The sequence below is a fragment of the Ruegeria arenilitoris genome (assembly GCF_013032445.1).
Lineage (GTDB): Bacteria > Pseudomonadota > Alphaproteobacteria > Rhodobacterales > Rhodobacteraceae > Ruegeria > Ruegeria arenilitoris_F.
Genome location: NZ_WQCA01000004.1, coordinates 15,262 through 31,481, shown reverse-complemented (window position 1 = coordinate 31,481; position 16,220 = coordinate 15,262). Strand labels below are relative to the sequence as shown.

Here is a 16,220-nt window from a genome sequence, read left to right as displayed (position 1 = left end):
GTCATGAACCAATCCGATATTGACGCCCTCCGCGCTCAGGTTCTGTCGCCTCGGTCACACTTCATCGGGGGGCGCTGGGTTGCCGCCTCGGAAGGTGGCCATCGGGATGTGCTGTCACCGATTGATGGCACGGTTTTGACCCAGATTGCCGAAGGCACTCCGACGGATATGGAGGCCGCGATTGCATCAGCTCGGGCCGCGTTCGAAGATGGCCGCTGGTCGCGCCGCGCCCCGGTCGAGCGCAAGAAAGTGCTGTTGAAACTGGCCGACCTGATCGAAAAACACGCCCTTGAACTGGCGGTTCTGGGTGTGCGCGACAATGGCACCGAGATCACCATGGCCATGAAGGCTGAGCCGATGTCGGCAGCCGGAACTTTCCGCTATTACGCCGAGGCGATCGACAAGGTCTATGGCCAAATCGCCCCCACCGCAGAAAGTGTGCTGGGCCTGATCCATCACGCGCCGGTGGGCGTTGTCGGGGCAATTGTGCCGTGGAACATGCCCCTGATGATCGGCAGCTGGAAGCTGGCCCCGGCGCTGGCCACCGGAAACTCGGTGGTACTGAAACCGGCCGAAAGCGCATCCTTGTCGCTGCTGAAACTGGCCGAACTGGCAGCCGAAGCCGGAGTGCCCGACGGGGTGCTGAACGTCGTCACCGGCTCGGGCCAGGTGGTGGGCGAAACGCTGGCGCTGTCAATGGATGTGGACATCATGGTGTTCACCGGCTCGGGTGCGACGGGTCGGCGGCTGCTCGAGTATTCGGCGCGCTCGAATATGAAACGCTGCTATCTGGAACTGGGCGGCAAATCCCCCAACATCGTCTTCAATGACGCCCCGGACCTGAGCGAGGCTGCCAAAGTGTCGGCGGGCGGTATCTTCCGCAATGCAGGCCAGATCTGCATCGCCGGATCGCGTCTGCTGGTGCAAGAGGACATCCACGACGATTTTGTTGCCGAACTAGTCAAACATGCCGAGGCGATGCGCGTCGGCAACCCGCTGGATCTGGACACGCAAATCGGCGCCGTTCATTCGATGTCTGAACTGGAGTCCAACCTGGATTTCGTCACCAAAGCCGAGGCCGAAGGCGCCGAGCGCCGCACCGGCGGCGGGCGTATCCTTGAGGAGACCGGCGGCTACTATATGGCGCCGACGGTGATGACCGACGTGGAACCCACCGACAACCTGTTCCAGAACGAGGTGTTCGGCCCGGTTCTGGCGGTGACCCCCTTCAAGGACGAGGATGAGGCGATCCGGCTGGCCAATGACTCGGTCTATGGTCTGTCTTCGGGTGTGTGGACTTCGAACCTAAGCCGCGCACACCGCATGATCGCGGGTATCCGCGCAGGCGTGGTGCATGTGAACACCTATGGCGGGTCTGACTTGACCGTGCCGCTGGGTGGCGTGCGCCAGTCGGGCAACGGGCATGACAAATCCCTGCACGCGCTTGAGAAGTATCTCGACCTCAAGACCGCTTGGATAAAACTCTGACCTAAGGCCGACCGCATGACGCTTCCCCCGAAATCCGCCGAGCTTGTTGAACGCCGGGCCAACCTGCTGGGACCAAATGTCTCGACCTTTTATGATGAGCCGCTTCATATCGTGAAGGGTGAAGGGGTTTGGCTGTGGGATGCGGACGGACGCAAATATCTGGATTGCTACAACAACGTTCCCCATGTGGGCCACTGCAACCCGCGTGTGGTCGAGGCGATCTGCCGTCAGGCCTCGACGCTCAACACCCATACGCGCTATCTGCATGACGGCATTCTCGACTATGTCGAGAAGCTGACCGGCACGATGGATGCATCGCTGGACACCGCCATCCTGACCTGCACCGGGTCCGAGGCAAACGACATTGCCCTGCGCATGGCCGAAGGCATGACCGGCAAGCGCGGCATCATCGCTACGGATGCGACCTATCACGGCAATACCTCTCTGGTCAGCCAGCTAAGCAAATCGAACGTGCCGACGGTTGGCTTTGGCTTGGATCAGTATTTCCGGTTTGTGGCGGCCCCCGACAGCTATCGCAATCCGGACCCGGATGGCCGCAAATTCGCCGATGCAGTGGCCGAACAGATTGCCGCGCATGAAAAGTCCGGCATCGGCTTTGCCGCTTTGGTCCTCTGCCCTTATTTCCTGAACGAAGGTTTCCCGGACCACCCTGACGGCTGGCTGAAACCGGTGGCCGAAGTGGTGCGCAAGGCCGGTGGCCTGCTGATCTGTGACGAGGTCCAATCGGGCTTTGGCCGCACCGGCACCCATATGTGGGCACACCAGAAGATGGGCGTGGTGCCGGACGTCATGACCATGGGCAAACCGATGGCCAATGGGCATCCGACGGGCGGCGTGGTAACGCGACACGAAGTTCTGGCCACCTTCCGCAAGGGCTATCGGTACTTCAACACGTTTGGAGGCAACCCGGTCTCTTGCGCCGCGGCCATGGCGGTGCTGGAAGAGATTGAGGACAAAAACCTTGTCGCCAATGCCAAAGCGGTAGGTGATCACGCTCGCGCACGTATGGTGGCGTTGCAGCAGAAATATGAGTTCATCGGCGACGTACGCGGCTCAGGCCTGATCTTCGGGGCCGAGATGGTTCTGAACCGTCAAACCAAAGAACCGGCCAGCGAGTTCACCGATCGGGTGATTAACGCGATGCGGCATCGGGGGATAATCCATTCGAAACTGGGCCGTCACAAGAACACGCTCAAAATCCGGCCACCGATGCCGTTCTCGAAAGAGAATGCCGATCTTTTGTTTGACACACTGGACGAGGTTTTGGCCGAAACCCCGCTGACCCTATGACCCCGATTGTCGAACAAGCCCTGACCCTTTGGGGCCTGGACGGTGCCGATTGGTCGCTGGTCGCGGCCCGTGAAAACCATGTTTATCGGGTCCAGGCCGACGGGCAAAGCTATGCCCTGCGTCTACACCGTCAGGGGTTGCATTCGGATGCCGCCCTGAAGTCCGAGCTGCAATGGATTGCAGAACTTGCTGCAAAGGGCGTCGGCGCCCCCACCCCCGTACCGGCCAAGGATTGCGCCTATCTGCACCTGCTGGACGGTGTTCAGGTCGATATGCTGGACTGGCTGCCCGGTCGTCCTCTGGGCTCTACAGGCGGCGGGATCGACCATGACGACCGCACCGGAGTCTTTCAAGCTCTAGGTTGTGAGATGGCAAAGCTGCACGAGGTCAGCGATAACTGGACCCGGCCAGATGATTTTGCACGCTGGTCCTGGGACCGCACTGGGCTGTTGGGCGACGCGCCTCTGTGGGATCGATTTTGTGAAAACCCGACGCTTTCGGATGAAGATCGCACCCTGTTCGCTGCGTTTCGCGAGACAGCAAACAGTGACTTGCAACAGGTCGAAGACCAACTGGATTACGGCCTGATACACGCCGATCTGGTGCGCGAAAACGTCATGGTCCAGGGCGATAAGCTCTGGCTGATCGACTTCGACGATGCCGGGTTCGGATTCCGCCTGTTCGACATCGCCACAACGCTGCTGAAAAACCTGCATGAGCCGGACTATGACGCTCTGCAAGACGCATTGCTTGACGGATATCGGTCGGTAAGAGCACTCGATACCGAGCATCTCGATCTGTTCATAGCCCTGCGCGCAGTGACTTATGTGGGCTGGATTTCGTCCCGGATGGGCGAAGACGGATCAGAGATACGCAATATGCGGTTCAAAGATACCGCCCGGGGCCTGCTGAAACGCTACCTCGGATAAAACGCATGGACGGGAGGAAAACATGAACAACAAAACGATCCTGCTAATTGGGACATACGATACCAAAGACCCCGAGATGCGCTTCATCGAAGACGCCGTTCGGGCACAGGGTGCAGATGTGCTGACTATGGACGTCTCCGTTCTGGGCGATCCGCAAACACCAACCGATATCTCGAAGCACGAGGCCGCCGCCGCCGAAGGCATGACCATCGACGAGGTGATCGCACTGGGGGATGAGAATAAGGCGTTCCGCGTGATGTCCACCGGGGCCGCCAAAGTGGTGGCAAAGGCCTATGCCGATGGCCGCTTTGACGGGATGCTGGCCACCGGCGGCACCATGGGCACCGACCTTGCGCTGGATTGTGCCCAAGCGCTGCCGATGGGGTTGCCAAAATACATCGTCTCAACCGTTAGCTTCTCACCGCTGATCCCGCCGCACCGGCTGGCTCCGGACATTCAGATGATCCTGTGGGCCGGGGGGTTGTATGGTATGAATTCGATCTGCCGGTCCTCGCTGGCTCAGGCGGCAGGTGCCGTGGTTGGCGCAACCAAAGCCGCCATCGCACCGGATCGAAGCAAACCACTGATTGGCATGACCAGCCTTGGGTCGTCCTGCCTGCGCTATATGAAAACTCTAAAGCCTGCTCTGGAAGACCGCGGGTTTGAGGTCGCGGTGTTTCACTCGACAGGCATGGGCGGCATGGCCTTTGAGAAACTGGCCGCCGAGGGCGCCTTTGCCTGCGTAATGGATTTCTGTATGCAGGAGTTTGGCAATCTGCTGGCGGGTTCGGTTGTTTCAAGCGGAGAAGATCGTGTGACTAATGCCGGGCGCGTCGGCACGCCGCAAATGGTTGCCCCGGGCGCGCTTGATCTGCTGGACTTTGCGGGATGGCAAGAGATACCGGACCAATATGCCGATCGTCCTTTCCACGAACATAATCGCCTCATCAAAAGCTCAGTCTTCAATGGCGACGAACGCCGCGCTTGGATCCGGGAACTGGCAAACCGGCTTGAGGCCGCCACCGGCCCTGTCCAGTTCTTCCTGCCGGTTCAGGGTGTGGAAGCGTGGGACAAGGAAGGCGAAGAAGCCCATGATCCCGCAGCCCTTGCGGACATGGTGGACGAAGCCCGCAAGGTCATGCCGGGCCGGGTGCCGATGACTGAGCTGGACGCCCATATCAACGACGCCGCGTTTTGCGACGCCGTTTTGGCTCAGTTCGATGAGTGGGTCAGGACCGGGATCGTCAGCAAAACCTAGCGGACGTTGATGCAAGTGCTGGTCGGGGTTCAGCGTTCCTTTGAGTGATCCGAAAAAGGTTGCGGAGCACTGTAAGGTGCCCCGCCCGTCACTCTCACTCAGCCGGATACCCAAACACATCGTTTTCGTTGGCGGAAACACCGATCTGGGCTTCTTCGATGTCCCAATGCTCGACGATCAGACCTTCGTCGTTGAAGCGGAAGATATCCATGCACCCGATGCCCAGATCACCCTCGACCGACGGATCGGTCACTTTCGAATGCACCAGAACGAAATCACCCATGGCGATCGTCTTGGCGAACTGGGTCTCATAACGTTTTCCCTCGCCCGCCATAGAGTCCAGATACCCGATAAAGGCGTCGCGGCCATCGGGAACGTAGGGGTTGTGTTGAATATACGTCTCTGCCGACACGTAGTTTTCGACCGCAGAAGTGTCACTTGGGTTGTTGAAGGTGCTCAGAACAGCAATCGCGCGTTCGCGGTTCTGATCGGTATCCTGCTTCGAATAGATATCGGCCGCCGGGCCCTGGAACATGGTGTTTGCGTTGGCGGACTCGGCAGGCACCTGTTGGTAGTGATCCCAGTGCTCAACCAGCAAGCCATTTTCAACGCGCCAGATATCCACGTAGACATATTGCTCACCGCTGCTGGTGGTCCAGACCGAGTGGATAGCAACATAGTCATCCTCGGCAATTGTACGGTACAGATCGACCTGCACGTCCGGGTCAGCCGTTAGTTCACCTGAAACCGCTTTGATCAGTTCAACGGGGCCGTCGCCATAGGCGGTGGCGTGCTGGATGTAGGTCTTACCGATGTATTTGCTGAAATTGTTCAGGTTACGGTAAACCAGCACATCCTGATAGAACCCTTCGGCCAGTTTGATCGAGGCTTCGGTTTCGGTAGTAATGGTGCGCAGGTCGGCAAAGGCGGGGCTGGACAGAGCCAGCAACAGAGCCGTCGCCGCCGTTTTGAATAGGTGTTTAGCAGACATTTCAGACCTCCTTAATGCATCTGCAGGCTAGGTAGGGAAATCCATTGATTGAAACTACGCCAATGGTATTCATGTGACTCATGAACGAACTTGATGAGTTGGCGCTGGACGGGCGACTTCTGACCATGCTCGTAAAGGTACACGAGACGGGGTCCGTGACCGCTGCCGCACATGACCTGAACGTGACGCAATCCACCGTAAGCCACGGGTTGAACCGTCTGCGGTCGATTACGGGCGATGATCTCTTTGTGCCAATGGGCCGCACGATCACGCCCACCGAAAAAGCCGATACCCTTGTCGCCGAGGCCAAAGAGATCCTGCACCGAATGCAGTGTTTTTCGCGGGCAGACACCTATGACCCAGCGCAGGACACGCGCCCTTTTTCGATCGCCGCAACCGATTACGAGATTGAACTGATCATCCGCCCATTCATTCATCGTCTGCGACGGCTCGCGCCGCAGGTTCAAATCCGCGTCAGGCGGGCGTTGCCGGATCGGGAGTGGGTCCAACTGCTACGGTCCGGCGAGGTTGATCTGGTGCTGGCACCCGAGCTCAAGACGCTTGAGACGGACATCAAACAGCGACGCGTCCTGGAAGATGATAGGGACGTGGTCTATTTTGATGCGTCGCAACGAACGGCCCCAGACAGTCTTGATAGTTATTGCACTGCGGATCACGTGATCATGGCACTCAGCGCGTCCGGGAAAACGAGTGTTGATCAGATTTTGGCAACGATGGGCCGGTCCCGGCGCATCGCTGTCAGCCTGCCGGGGTTTTCCAGCATTGCGGCGGTGCTGGCGGGTTCAGACATGGTAGCGTTAATGCCAGTGCGGTTGCGGGATTCCACCTTTTTAGGTCTTGCGTTCTGCCCCCCGCCCTTCGCGATGCCGACAGAGACGATTTCCTGCATCTGGCATGTGCGATCGGATGCCTCAGAACGTCACATCTGGATGCGTAAGCAAATTCAACTCGGTTCGGAACCAAGATAACTGCGAATCGTCAGTCTGTGCGTGGGTCCAATTCCTACTTAAAATCGGCCGAAACATGTGACGAGGTTCGCCTCAAACCCGCGCCGGAGCTCTGCCAGCAAGATTTGAGCTCCGCCAAGGTTATCACTTAGGATCCTTCAAAAGTCATTTAAAACCAAGCACTGAACAGACCGCTGCCCATGAGCGCTGGTTTTTCGTTGACTTTCGTTTCAAATGAAACGAAATTGTTGCAAATGCAACCAAATGCCTGACCTCGGCAAAAACAGACTGGGTTTTGGCAGCATCGCATCTTTGGAGGAACCTCATGGCCAAAGCATTCGCGTCCCAGGGGGACATGTCGGAAAAGAAGATCTCGTTCACCGAGGTTGGCGAAGGCCTTTATGCCTTCACTGCCGAGGGCGATCCAAACTCGGGCGTAATCATCGGCGATGACAGTGTGATGATTGTCGAGGCGCAGGCGACCCCGCGTCTGGCAAACAAGGTGATCGAATGCGTCCGCTCTGTCACCGACAAACCGATCACCCATGTGGCGCTGACCCATTACCACGCGGTCCGCGTGCTGGGCGCGAGTGCCTTTGGCGCGCAACAGATCCTAATGTCCGACATGGCGCGCGCGATGGTCGTGGAACGCGGCAAAGAGGACTGGGACAGCGAATTCCAACGCTTCCCCCGCCTGTTCGAAGGGCACGAAAGCATCCCCGGCCTGACCTGGCCTACGACCACTTTCAGCGACACGATGACCGTTTACCTGGGCAATCGCCGGATCGATCTGATGCATCTGGGCCGCGCCCATACGGCGGGCGATATCGTCATCCATGTGCCCGACCAGAACGTCATGTTCACCGGCGACATCGTCGAATACCACTCGGCCTGCTATTGCGGCGACGGGCATTTCAGCGATTGGGGCGATACGCTGGATGAAATCAGGTGGTTCGACGTCGACGCCATCGCACCGGGCCGCGGGAACGCCTTGGTCGGCAAGGACATGGTCAACGCCGCCATCGAAAACACCCGCGACTTCGTCGAAAGCACCTACCGCCCGGCGGCAAAAGTTGCAGCGCGCGGGGGATCGCTGAAAGAGGCATGGGATGCCGTGCGCGCCGAATGCGATCCGAAATTCGCCGACTACGCAATTTACGAACACTGCCTGCCCTTCAACGTCGCCCGCGCCTATGACGAGGCCCGCGGCATTGACACCCCCCGTATCTGGACCGCTCAGCGCGATCTGGAGATGTGGGAGGCCTTGCAAGGCTAAGGTAAACGGCCCGGCCGTGTGGCCGGGCTTCCTGAAAAACGAAACGCGCGCAGCCAGAGGACAAAACCGATGTTCGATGACCGATACACGCTTGCCTACAAGCGCTATCCCTACAAGAAATCGACCGATCAGGACACCGCTGCACCGGTCCGCCACCCTGTCGTGGTAATGGGCGGTGGCCCAATTGGCGTGGCGACCGCGCTTGATCTTGGTCGTCAGGGCATTCCCACACTGGTGCTGGACGACCACGAAGGCGTCGGTATGGGGTCTCGGGCGATCTGTTTCGCCAAACGCTGTCTTGAGGTTGCGGGCCGCTATGGCTGCGGCAAACCGATGGTAGACAAAGGGGTGGTCTGGAACCTTGGCAAGGTCTTCCACAAGGACGACCAGGTCTTCGAATTCAACCTGCTACCCGAAGAAGGCCATGAATACCCCGCCTTCATCAACATGCAGCAGCCCTATTACGAAAGCTATCAGCTGGACCGCTTCGAAGAGCTGCAGTCGCAGGGCGCACCGATTGAAATCCGCGGCAAGAACCGCGTGGATACGGTCGAAGTGCATGACGATCACGTCACCCTGACCATAATGACGCCCGACGGTCCCTACACGCTTGAAGCGGACTGGCTGATCGGCTGCGACGGCGCCTCGTCACCACTGCGTACGATGCTGGATCTGGATTTCACCGGCAAAGTTTTTCAGGACAGTTTCCTGATCGCCGACATCAAGATGAAGAACGACAGCTTTCCGACCGAACGCTGGTTCTGGTTCGAACCGACCCACGGATCGGGCGCGTCCACCCTGCTGCACAAGCAGCCCGACGATGTTTGGCGCGTTGATTTCCAGATCGGATGGGATGTCGACCGCAAAGAAGAGATGAAAGAGGAAAACATCCGCCGCCGTCTCGACGCGTTCCTGGGGGATGGCGTCGAATACGACCTGGTCTGGTCCTCGATCTATACCTTCCAGTGCAAGCGCATGGACAGTTTCCGCCATGGCCGCGTGTTCTTTGCCGGCGATGCGGCACACCAGGTGTCGCCCTTTGGCGCACGCGGCGCCAACTCAGGCATGCAGGATGTCGACAACCTCGGCTGGAAACTGGGCATGGTTATGCGCGGTGAGGCCCCTGAAAGCCTGCTGGATACGTATAACGACGAACGTATCCACGGCGCGGACGAGAACATCCTGAACTCGACCCGTTCTACCGATTTCATCACCCCGAAATCCGAGACCAGCCGCCTTCTGCGCGACGCCGTGTTGTCTCTGTCCGAAAAGTATGAATTTGCGCGCCCGATGGTGAATTCAGGCCGTCTTTCAGTGCCCTGCACCTATGACGGCTCGCCGCTTAATTCGGCGGATGCGCTGAACGGGCCCGCGCAGTCGCGCCCCGGTTCGGTCTGCCCGGATGCGCCTCTAGGCGATGATTTCCTGCTGTCCAAACTGGGTGACAAATTCATCCTTTTGACCATCGACGCCGACGCCCCCGACATGATCGAGGAAGAAGGTGTTCAGGTCACGCGTCTGGCCCTTTCGGTCAAGGATGACAAAACCGGTGCGTTGAAAAAACGGTATCTCGGCGACGCCGAAAGCGCAGTTTACCTGATCCGCCCGGATCAGCACGTGGCCGCCCGCCGCCCCAGCTTTGAAGAAAACGCAATCCGCGCTTCGATTCGACGCGCGGTCGGTAAGGAGTGAGCCCCATGACCGACTTGATCCTGACCCCAAACATTGATGGCGTCGATGATTTCTATGCCGAACTTCTGGTCGCCCATGACGGGTTGGAAAAGGACCAAAGCGACGCGCTCAGCGCCCGCCTGATCCTGATCCTGGCCAATCACATCGGCGAGCGCACGGTTCTGAGCGCTGCAATCAAAGCCGCCGAAATCTGACACTTCATAGGGAGGAGACTATGAAAATGACCCTAAAAACCCGTGCCCTCGCTTGCGTTGGCGCAACAGCCATCGCCCTGTCGTTCGCATCCAGCGTGATGGCCGAAACCACCTTGGCCCTGTCCAGCTGGCTGCCGCCGCGCCATCCGATCGTGTCGGGCGCGATCAAACCCTGGGCCAAACAGGTTGAAGAAGTCACTGATGGGCGCGTGACCGTTCGCGTTCTGGCCAAGCCGCTTGGCCCGCCGCCAGCGCATTACGACATGGCCGCAGACGGTATTGCCGATATCACTTACGGCCTGCATTCCTTTACCACAGATGACCGTTTCACGCGGTCGCGGATCGGCCAGTTTTCCTTCATCGGCGATGACGCCGTAGCAGGTTCCAAGGCTTTCTGGAACGTTTACACCGGTCCACTCGAGGCGCAGAAAGAACATCAAGGCACCAAGCTTCTAGGTCTGTTCGTGCATGGCCCCGGTATGTTGCACAACAACGTGCGCAAGATCGAAACGACCGATGACTTTGCCGGCCTGAAAATCCGCGTGCCCGGCGGCTATATCTCTGATCTGATGTCGGGCATGGGCTCAACGACGCTCTTCATGTCCTCGGGTGAGGTCTATGAGAAACTGTCGCGCGGTGTGATTGACGGGGTGACTTTCCCCTATGACGCTTTGGCCGCGTTTAAGCTGACCGAAGACGTCAAATACACGATGAAAGTCCCCGGCGGCCTTTATAACACCACCTGGTTCATGGTCATGAACGAGGACAAGTGGAACGAAATCTCCCCCGAGGACCAGGCCGCGATCGAAGCAATCTCGGGTGAGGCTTTTGCCGCGCTAGTGGGTGAAGCCTGGATCGGTGCAGATGAAAAAGGCAGCGCAGCGGCTGAAAAGGCGGGGATCGAGGTCTATGACGCCCCGGCCGCCGTGGTTGATGCGATCAAGTCGCAGGCCGCAGACGCCGAAACAGCATGGTCCGAGGCGATCTCGACTGACGGCTATGACGGTGCAGCAGCCCTGCAAGAACTGCGCAAGCAAGCTGGCGTGGACTTCTGATCCATGGAGCGGCTTCGCCATCGTTTCCCCGACCAGCCCCCGGAAGAGGGGCTGGATATCGGGCTGCTGCTTGACAGGACGCTTGGTGCCGGTGCCGCTCTGATCCTGTTCTGCCTCATTCTCATCACCTGTGTGGATGTGATCGGGCGTTACTTTCTGAATGCGCCGCTGGCTGGCGCATTCGAGCTGACCGAAATTCTGCTGGCTGCTCTGGTTTTTCTGGCTTTGCCACTGACCACAGAGCGGCGCGAGCATATCGAGGTCGACTTGCTGAACATGGCCCTCGGCAAGCATACCCAGCGTCTGCTGTCGGCCTTTGCCGGGCTGTTTTCCGCGGCCCTGTTGGCCACCTTCGCCTGGCGGCTGTTTACCCATGCGGCCAAGGCGGCCCATGACGGTGCAGTTAGCAACGCGCTGGAAATTCCGCTGGCCCCATTTGGCTATTTGGCGGGCGTGTCCTGCATGGTCTCGGCCTTCATCGCCTTTTTGCGCGGGTTGCAGCCGCCGAAACAGCGTGACACCGACCAAACCCCTCCGGAGGCTTTGCCATGATTGAATCGCTGATCGGTTTTGCCGTCCTGCTGGGACTGATCCTGTTGCGGGTGCCGATTGCCTTTGCCATGGCAGCTGTCGGCGGGTTCGGCTTTGCCTATATGCGCGGCTGGGAACCAGCCTGGGCGATGACCGGGCAGGTGGCCTTCGACACCGCGCTGTCCTACAGCCTGTCGGTCATTCCGCTGTTTATCTTCATGGGCAACGTGCTGGCTGGGTCTGGCGTGGCGCATGGCCTGTTTGCAGGCGCTGACCGGCTGTTCGGCAAGCTGCGCGGTGGCCTAGCCATGGCCTCGGTCTTCTCATGCGGGGGCTTCTCTGCCGTCTGCGGATCCTCGCTGGCAACGGCGGCGACCATGTCCAAGGTCGCGATGCCCTCGATGCGCAAGTTTGGTTATGATGACCGGTTGGCCACAGGGTCCATTGCGGCGGGCGGTACGCTGGGCATCCTGATCCCGCCCTCGGTGATCCTTATCATTTATGGTCTGCTGACCGAAACCAATATCGCCAAACTGTTCATCGCCGGGATCATCCCGGGCATCATCGGTGTGGTGCTGTATCTTGGCGCTGTCATGGTCGCGGTCCGCGTGAACCCGGCGTTGGCGCCCGAGGAAGAGAACACAGAACCGATGAGCCGAACTGATCTGGTTGGTGTCTTCTGTGTACTTGGCCTGTTCCTTTTCATCATGACCGGCATTTACGGGGGGTTCTTCACGCCAACCGAGGCTGCGGGCATGGGCGCAGGTGCGTCTGTGCTGATCGCTGTCGCCTTGCGGTCGATGACCTGGAATGGGTTCTTCGCCGCGACGATGGACTCCATCCGCGCCACAGCGATGATCTTCGCCGTCATCATCGGGGCCGAGCTGTTCACCAACTTCATCAACTTCGCCGGTCTGCCCGATGCGCTGTCCAGCTTTGTGATCGACAACGAAATGCCGGTTTGGGCGGTGATCGTGTTCATCATTCTGGTCTACATGGTGCTTGGCTGTGTTCTGGAAAGCCTGTCGATGATCCTGCTGACAGTGCCGGTCTTCTATCCGCTGATGTTCGAGTTGGAGTTTGCCAACGAACTGCTGCTCGACCCCGAAAACGCACTGATCTGGTTCGCCATCGTCGTTGTTGTCGCAACCGAGATCAGCCTGATCACACCCCCGGTTGGCATGAATGTCTTTGTGCTCAAAGGCGTGCTTCAGGACGTGTCGCTGGCGACCATCTTCAAGGGCGTCCTGCCCTTCTGGATCGCCGACATCCTGCGGCTGGCCCTGCTTATCCTCATCCCCTCACTGTCGCTCTGGCTTGTGGGATTGATGTGAACCGCCAAGACCTAACCCCTTCGGAAAGGAGGACACGATGAAAATCGAGAAAATTCACCACGTCGCCTATCGCTGCAAAGACGCTAAGGAAACCGTCGAGTGGTACGGCAAGATGCTGAACATGGACTTCATTCTGGCCATTGCCGAGGACCACGTGCCCTCGACCCACGAGCCGGATCCTTACATGCATCTGTTCCTGGATGCTGGTGACGGCAACGTTCTGGCGTTCTTCGAGCTGCCGACCAAGCCCGAGATGGGCCGCGATCCGAATACGCCGATCTGGGTGCAGCACATCGCCTTCAAGGTCAAAGACCGTGCAACCCTGATCGAGTTCAAGGAACATCTCGAGGCCAACGGCGTCGAAATTCTTGGGGTTACCGACCATTCGATCTTCCACTCGATCTATTTCTTCGATCCCTCCGGCCACCGGATTGAACTGGCCTGCCCCGACCCAGAGGAAGAGGCGATGCTGGCACGGATGGACGAGGTGAAATGGCTGATGCTCGAAGATTGGTCAAAGACCAAGAAAGCACCAAAACACGCGGATTGGCTGCACGCCAAAGAGCTTAACAAAAGCGCCTGATGCGCCGTCCCGTGCCGTGCGAACGGCGCGGGACCTGCCTGCCAGCAGGGCTTGACCATACATTCAGAATGACTGGGTGAGGTGATGAAACTCTACTCTTATTGGCGTTCTACGACCTCCTACCGGGTCCGGATTGCGCTGAATCTCAAAGGTCTCAGCTATGACACCTGCCCGGTCAATCTGGTTGCCGGAGAGCAGCGTGCGCCGGATTACACTGCCCTCAACCCCGGCAAAGGTGTTCCGACCCTTGTTCTTGAGGATGGCACCGTTCTGACCCAGTCGCTTGCGATTATCGAGTATCTGGACGCCAGGGTGCCAGAGCCGCCGCTGTTGCCGAAAGACCCGCTGCAGCGCGCCCGTGTTCAGGCCGCCGCACAGACCATTGCGATGGATATCCACCCGGTCAACAACCTCAAGGTTCTGACCCACCTCAAGACGCATCTGGGCCTTACGGCTGACGGCCAGCTAGACTGGTTCCGCCATTGGATGACCGAAGGGTTTGCCGCCTATCAGACCCTGCTGCCAAAGGGCACGGCGTTCAGCTTTGGCGACAGCCCCAATCTTGCCGATATCTGCCTTGTTGGGCAGCTCTACAATGCGCATCGCTGGGGCGTTGATATGGCCCCCTTCCCCCGCCTTCTCGAGATTGAGGAACGCGCCCTTTCCTTAGCGGCGTTCAACGACGCCCGCCCCGAAAACCAGCCCGACGCGGCTTAAAGGTGTAACCATGACCAAACTCCTGCCCTCCTGGGTCGAAAGCGCGAACTCTGCCACGACCGACTTCCCGCTCAACAACCTGGCCTATGGCGTTTTCAGAACCGAAGCGGACGCTCTGCACTGTGGCGTCGCCATCGGGGACATGATCCTTGACCTCACGCGGATGGAAGCGGACGGCAAACTTGATCTGCCCGAGGCAAACGTGTTTGCAAACGGATCATGGAATGGCTTCATGGCGCTTGGCGCTGGTGTTTGGGGTAAATTCCGCTCTATACTGATCGAGGCGTTAGCCGCTGGCTCGACCCAACAGGACGAACTGACAAATTACCTTGTGCCGATGGTCTCTGTCACGATGGCAATGCCCTTCGACGTTGCCGAGTACACGGATTTCTATGCGGGCCGCAATCATGCGTTCAACGTCGGCACCATGTTCCGTGGCCCCGAAAACGCCCTGCCCCCGAACTGGCTGCATATCCCGATTGGCTATAACGGTCGGGCGTCCTCGGTCGTGGTCAGCGGCACCGATGTGCGCCGCCCGTGGGGACAGCTGAAGGGCCCCGATATGGAGGCGCCGATCTTTGCGCCGTCTCGGCGGTTTGATCTGGAACTTGAGATGGGCGCGATTGTCGGTCAGCCTTCGAACGGCCCCGTATCGGTTCAGCAGGCCGATGACATGATCTTTGGCTATGTCCTGCTGAACGATTGGTCCGCGCGCGACATTCAGGCGTGGGAATACCAGCCGCTCGGCCCGTTTCAGGCCAAGGCCACAGCAACCTCGATCAGCCCATGGATCGTGACCAAAGCGGCGCTGGAATCTTTCCGCACCTCGACCCCCGAGCGTGAGAAGGAGTTGCTACCTTATCTACAAGAGCCCGGCCCGATGCTTTATGACATCGCGCTTGAAGTCGGTCTGGCTCCGAATGATGCAGCAGAGACGGTTATCGCGCGCACCAACTACAACGAAATGTATTATTCGGCGGCCCAGCAACTGGCCCATCACACGACCAGCGGCTGCCCGATGCGGGTGGGCGATCTGCTTGGGTCGGGTACGATTTCCGGCCCGGAAAAGGAAAACCGTGGCAGCCTGCTGGAACTCAGCTGGGGCGGCAAGGAACCCCTGACGCTGGACAGTGGAGAGGAGCGCAGCTTTCTTGAAGACGGCGACACGCTCACCTTACGCGGCGCGGCGCGTGGCAACGGTTTTCGTATCGGGTTTGGTGCCTGCACAGGCACGCTGCTTGCGGCCATCGATCGTCAGTAACGAGCACGGGCAGAGGTCACTTCGGCCTCTGTCCTCTTTTTCAGCAGGTTTTGGCCACTTTCATCAGCGCCGATATACCCCGCTCCAACGCCTCGCGATCTTCAGGGGTCAGCGCGTCAAGCATACGGTCGGCCCGCTCCCGCACCTTTGGCTCCAGATGCTGAAACTGGCGAAACCCTTCGGGCGTACAGCGGTAGACCCGGATTCTACGGTCCTCATCTGAGATCTCACGGACGATCAGCCCCTTCTCATCAAGGCGCTTGGCCGCCCGGCTGACCTGCACTTTGTCCAGTGTCGTACGCCGCGCAAGATCCAGAGAGGTCATGCTTTCTGCGTTCGCCAGCAGAAACAGCAATCGCCATTCCTCGCGCGAAAGGCCCAGTTCACGCTCATAGACGTCTGTCAGATTTCTTGAAAAAGCTTCGGACGCCACAGCCAGTCGGTATGGAAAAAATGTATCGAGTTGCATGCTTCACGTAGAATAGGTCAAAATGGTTTCATCTGCAACGATATGTTCGCCTTATGTAGCGTCAGCACCAATTGGACCGTGTAGATTGGTTTGAAACCCGAGGGCTTCCGGCTCTTTGTAACCCCCGAAGAGCGAAGGTGAGAAGTAAACTCAGGCATCTTTA

16 protein-coding genes are annotated in these 16,220 nt (G+C 58.8%); 14 read left to right on the top strand and 2 right to left on the bottom strand.

Annotated elements, in window-relative coordinates:
* Positions 1–3: 3 nt before the first annotated feature.
* The 4 genes from GOW98_RS06455 to GOW98_RS06440 are packed head-to-tail and all read left to right on the top strand — an operon-like array spanning position 4 to position 4,986.
* On the top strand, positions 4–1,488 hold the full coding sequence (locus tag GOW98_RS06455) for an aldehyde dehydrogenase (RefSeq protein ID WP_170330252.1): 1,485 nt from the start codon (positions 4–6) through the stop codon (positions 1,486–1,488).
* A gap of 15 nt (positions 1,489–1,503) precedes the next feature.
* Positions 1,504–2,799 (top strand): aspartate aminotransferase family protein, encoded by a 1,296-nt coding sequence (locus GOW98_RS06450; RefSeq protein WP_170330251.1) that lies wholly within the window; start codon positions 1,504–1,506, stop codon positions 2,797–2,799.
* The gene (locus GOW98_RS06445; RefSeq protein WP_170330250.1) at positions 2,796–3,728 is read left to right on the top strand and encodes a phosphotransferase enzyme family protein; all 933 of its coding nucleotides are present in this window, start codon (positions 2,796–2,798) and stop codon (positions 3,726–3,728) included. The genes GOW98_RS06450 and GOW98_RS06445 overlap by 4 nt, the downstream gene beginning before the upstream one ends.
* Before the next feature lie 22 nt (positions 3,729–3,750).
* The gene (locus GOW98_RS06440; RefSeq protein ID WP_170330249.1) at positions 3,751–4,986 is read left to right on the top strand and encodes a Tm-1-like ATP-binding domain-containing protein; all 1,236 of its coding nucleotides are present in this window, start codon (positions 3,751–3,753) and stop codon (positions 4,984–4,986) included.
* A 94-nt stretch (positions 4,987–5,080) separates the two neighbouring features.
* Here the strand turns inward: GOW98_RS06440 and GOW98_RS06435 are convergent, their stop codons facing one another.
* Positions 5,081–5,977, bottom strand: a complete 897-nt coding sequence (locus tag GOW98_RS06435) for a nuclear transport factor 2 family protein (protein ID WP_170330248.1) — start codon at positions 5,975–5,977, stop codon at positions 5,081–5,083.
* Positions 5,978–6,057: 80 nt separating this feature from the next.
* On the opposite strand from GOW98_RS06435, the gene GOW98_RS06430 reads away from it, so the two are divergent.
* From GOW98_RS06430 to fahA, 10 genes are all read left to right on the top strand, one after another.
* Positions 6,058–6,966 (top strand): LysR family transcriptional regulator, encoded by a 909-nt coding sequence (locus GOW98_RS06430; protein WP_170330247.1) that lies wholly within the window; start codon positions 6,058–6,060, stop codon positions 6,964–6,966.
* A gap of 304 nt (positions 6,967–7,270) precedes the next feature.
* Positions 7,271–8,221: an MBL fold metallo-hydrolase gene (locus tag GOW98_RS06425; RefSeq protein ID WP_170330246.1), complete on the top strand. Its 951-nt coding sequence runs from the start codon at positions 7,271–7,273 to the stop codon at positions 8,219–8,221.
* A gap of 69 nt (positions 8,222–8,290) precedes the next feature.
* Positions 8,291–9,913, top strand: a complete 1,623-nt coding sequence (locus GOW98_RS06420; RefSeq protein ID WP_170330245.1) for an FAD-dependent oxidoreductase — start codon at positions 8,291–8,293, stop codon at positions 9,911–9,913.
* A 5-nt stretch (positions 9,914–9,918) separates the two neighbouring features.
* Positions 9,919–10,107: a DUF2783 domain-containing protein gene (locus GOW98_RS06415; RefSeq protein WP_170330244.1), complete on the top strand. Its 189-nt coding sequence runs from the start codon at positions 9,919–9,921 to the stop codon at positions 10,105–10,107.
* A 26-nt stretch (positions 10,108–10,133) separates the two neighbouring features.
* Entirely contained in the window at positions 10,134–11,162 is a 1,029-nt protein-coding gene (locus GOW98_RS06410; protein WP_254437923.1) for a TRAP transporter substrate-binding protein, read from the top strand.
* Positions 11,163–11,165: 3 nt separating this feature from the next.
* Positions 11,166–11,714, top strand: a complete 549-nt coding sequence (locus GOW98_RS06405) for a TRAP transporter small permease (protein ID WP_170330242.1) — start codon at positions 11,166–11,168, stop codon at positions 11,712–11,714.
* Entirely contained in the window at positions 11,711–13,027 is a 1,317-nt protein-coding gene (locus GOW98_RS06400) for a TRAP transporter large permease (protein WP_170330241.1), read from the top strand. The genes GOW98_RS06405 and GOW98_RS06400 overlap by 4 nt, the downstream gene beginning before the upstream one ends.
* A gap of 37 nt (positions 13,028–13,064) precedes the next feature.
* The gene (locus tag GOW98_RS06395; protein ID WP_170330240.1) at positions 13,065–13,610 is read left to right on the top strand and encodes a VOC family protein; all 546 of its coding nucleotides are present in this window, start codon (positions 13,065–13,067) and stop codon (positions 13,608–13,610) included.
* An 84-nt stretch (positions 13,611–13,694) separates the two neighbouring features.
* Positions 13,695–14,327: a maleylacetoacetate isomerase gene (maiA, locus tag GOW98_RS06390; protein ID WP_170330239.1), complete on the top strand. Its 633-nt coding sequence runs from the start codon at positions 13,695–13,697 to the stop codon at positions 14,325–14,327.
* 10 nt (positions 14,328–14,337) lie between these two features.
* Positions 14,338–15,588 carry a fumarylacetoacetase gene (gene fahA / locus GOW98_RS06385; protein WP_170330238.1) on the top strand — a complete coding sequence of 417 codons (1,251 nt, stop codon included), beginning with the start codon at positions 14,338–14,340 and terminating at the stop codon, positions 15,586–15,588.
* 40 nt (positions 15,589–15,628) lie between these two features.
* On the opposite strand, the gene GOW98_RS06380 is transcribed toward fahA, so the two are convergent.
* The gene (locus GOW98_RS06380; RefSeq protein ID WP_170330237.1) at positions 15,629–16,057 is read right to left on the bottom strand and encodes a MarR family winged helix-turn-helix transcriptional regulator; all 429 of its coding nucleotides are present in this window, start codon (positions 16,055–16,057) and stop codon (positions 15,629–15,631) included.
* Positions 16,058–16,220: the final 163 nt, after the last annotated feature.

Bases quoted from the DNA above. Each gene is read 5' to 3' on its own strand.
- GOW98_RS06455 (WP_170330252.1), top strand. From the start codon at position 4: ATGAACCAATCCGATATTGACGCCCTCCGCGCTCAGGTTCTGTCGCCT.
- GOW98_RS06450 (WP_170330251.1), top strand. From the start codon at position 1,504: ATGACGCTTCCCCCGAAATCCGCCGAGCTTGTTGAACGCCGGGCCAAC.
- GOW98_RS06445 (WP_170330250.1), top strand. From the start codon at position 2,796: ATGACCCCGATTGTCGAACAAGCCCTGACCCTTTGGGGCCTGGACGGT.
- GOW98_RS06440 (WP_170330249.1), top strand. From the start codon at position 3,751: ATGAACAACAAAACGATCCTGCTAATTGGGACATACGATACCAAAGAC.
- GOW98_RS06435 (WP_170330248.1), bottom strand. From the start codon at position 5,977: ATGTCTGCTAAACACCTATTCAAAACGGCGGCGACGGCTCTGTTGCTG.
- GOW98_RS06430 (WP_170330247.1), top strand. From the start codon at position 6,058: ATGAACGAACTTGATGAGTTGGCGCTGGACGGGCGACTTCTGACCATG.
- GOW98_RS06425 (WP_170330246.1), top strand. From the start codon at position 7,271: ATGGCCAAAGCATTCGCGTCCCAGGGGGACATGTCGGAAAAGAAGATC.
- GOW98_RS06420 (WP_170330245.1), top strand. From the start codon at position 8,291: ATGTTCGATGACCGATACACGCTTGCCTACAAGCGCTATCCCTACAAG.
- GOW98_RS06415 (WP_170330244.1), top strand. From the start codon at position 9,919: ATGACCGACTTGATCCTGACCCCAAACATTGATGGCGTCGATGATTTC.
- GOW98_RS06410 (WP_254437923.1), top strand. From the start codon at position 10,134: ATGACCCTAAAAACCCGTGCCCTCGCTTGCGTTGGCGCAACAGCCATC.
- GOW98_RS06405 (WP_170330242.1), top strand. From the start codon at position 11,166: ATGGAGCGGCTTCGCCATCGTTTCCCCGACCAGCCCCCGGAAGAGGGG.
- GOW98_RS06400 (WP_170330241.1), top strand. From the start codon at position 11,711: ATGATTGAATCGCTGATCGGTTTTGCCGTCCTGCTGGGACTGATCCTG.
- GOW98_RS06395 (WP_170330240.1), top strand. From the start codon at position 13,065: ATGAAAATCGAGAAAATTCACCACGTCGCCTATCGCTGCAAAGACGCT.
- maiA (WP_170330239.1), top strand. From the start codon at position 13,695: ATGAAACTCTACTCTTATTGGCGTTCTACGACCTCCTACCGGGTCCGG.
- fahA (WP_170330238.1), top strand. From the start codon at position 14,338: ATGACCAAACTCCTGCCCTCCTGGGTCGAAAGCGCGAACTCTGCCACG.
- GOW98_RS06380 (WP_170330237.1), bottom strand. From the start codon at position 16,057: ATGCAACTCGATACATTTTTTCCATACCGACTGGCTGTGGCGTCCGAA.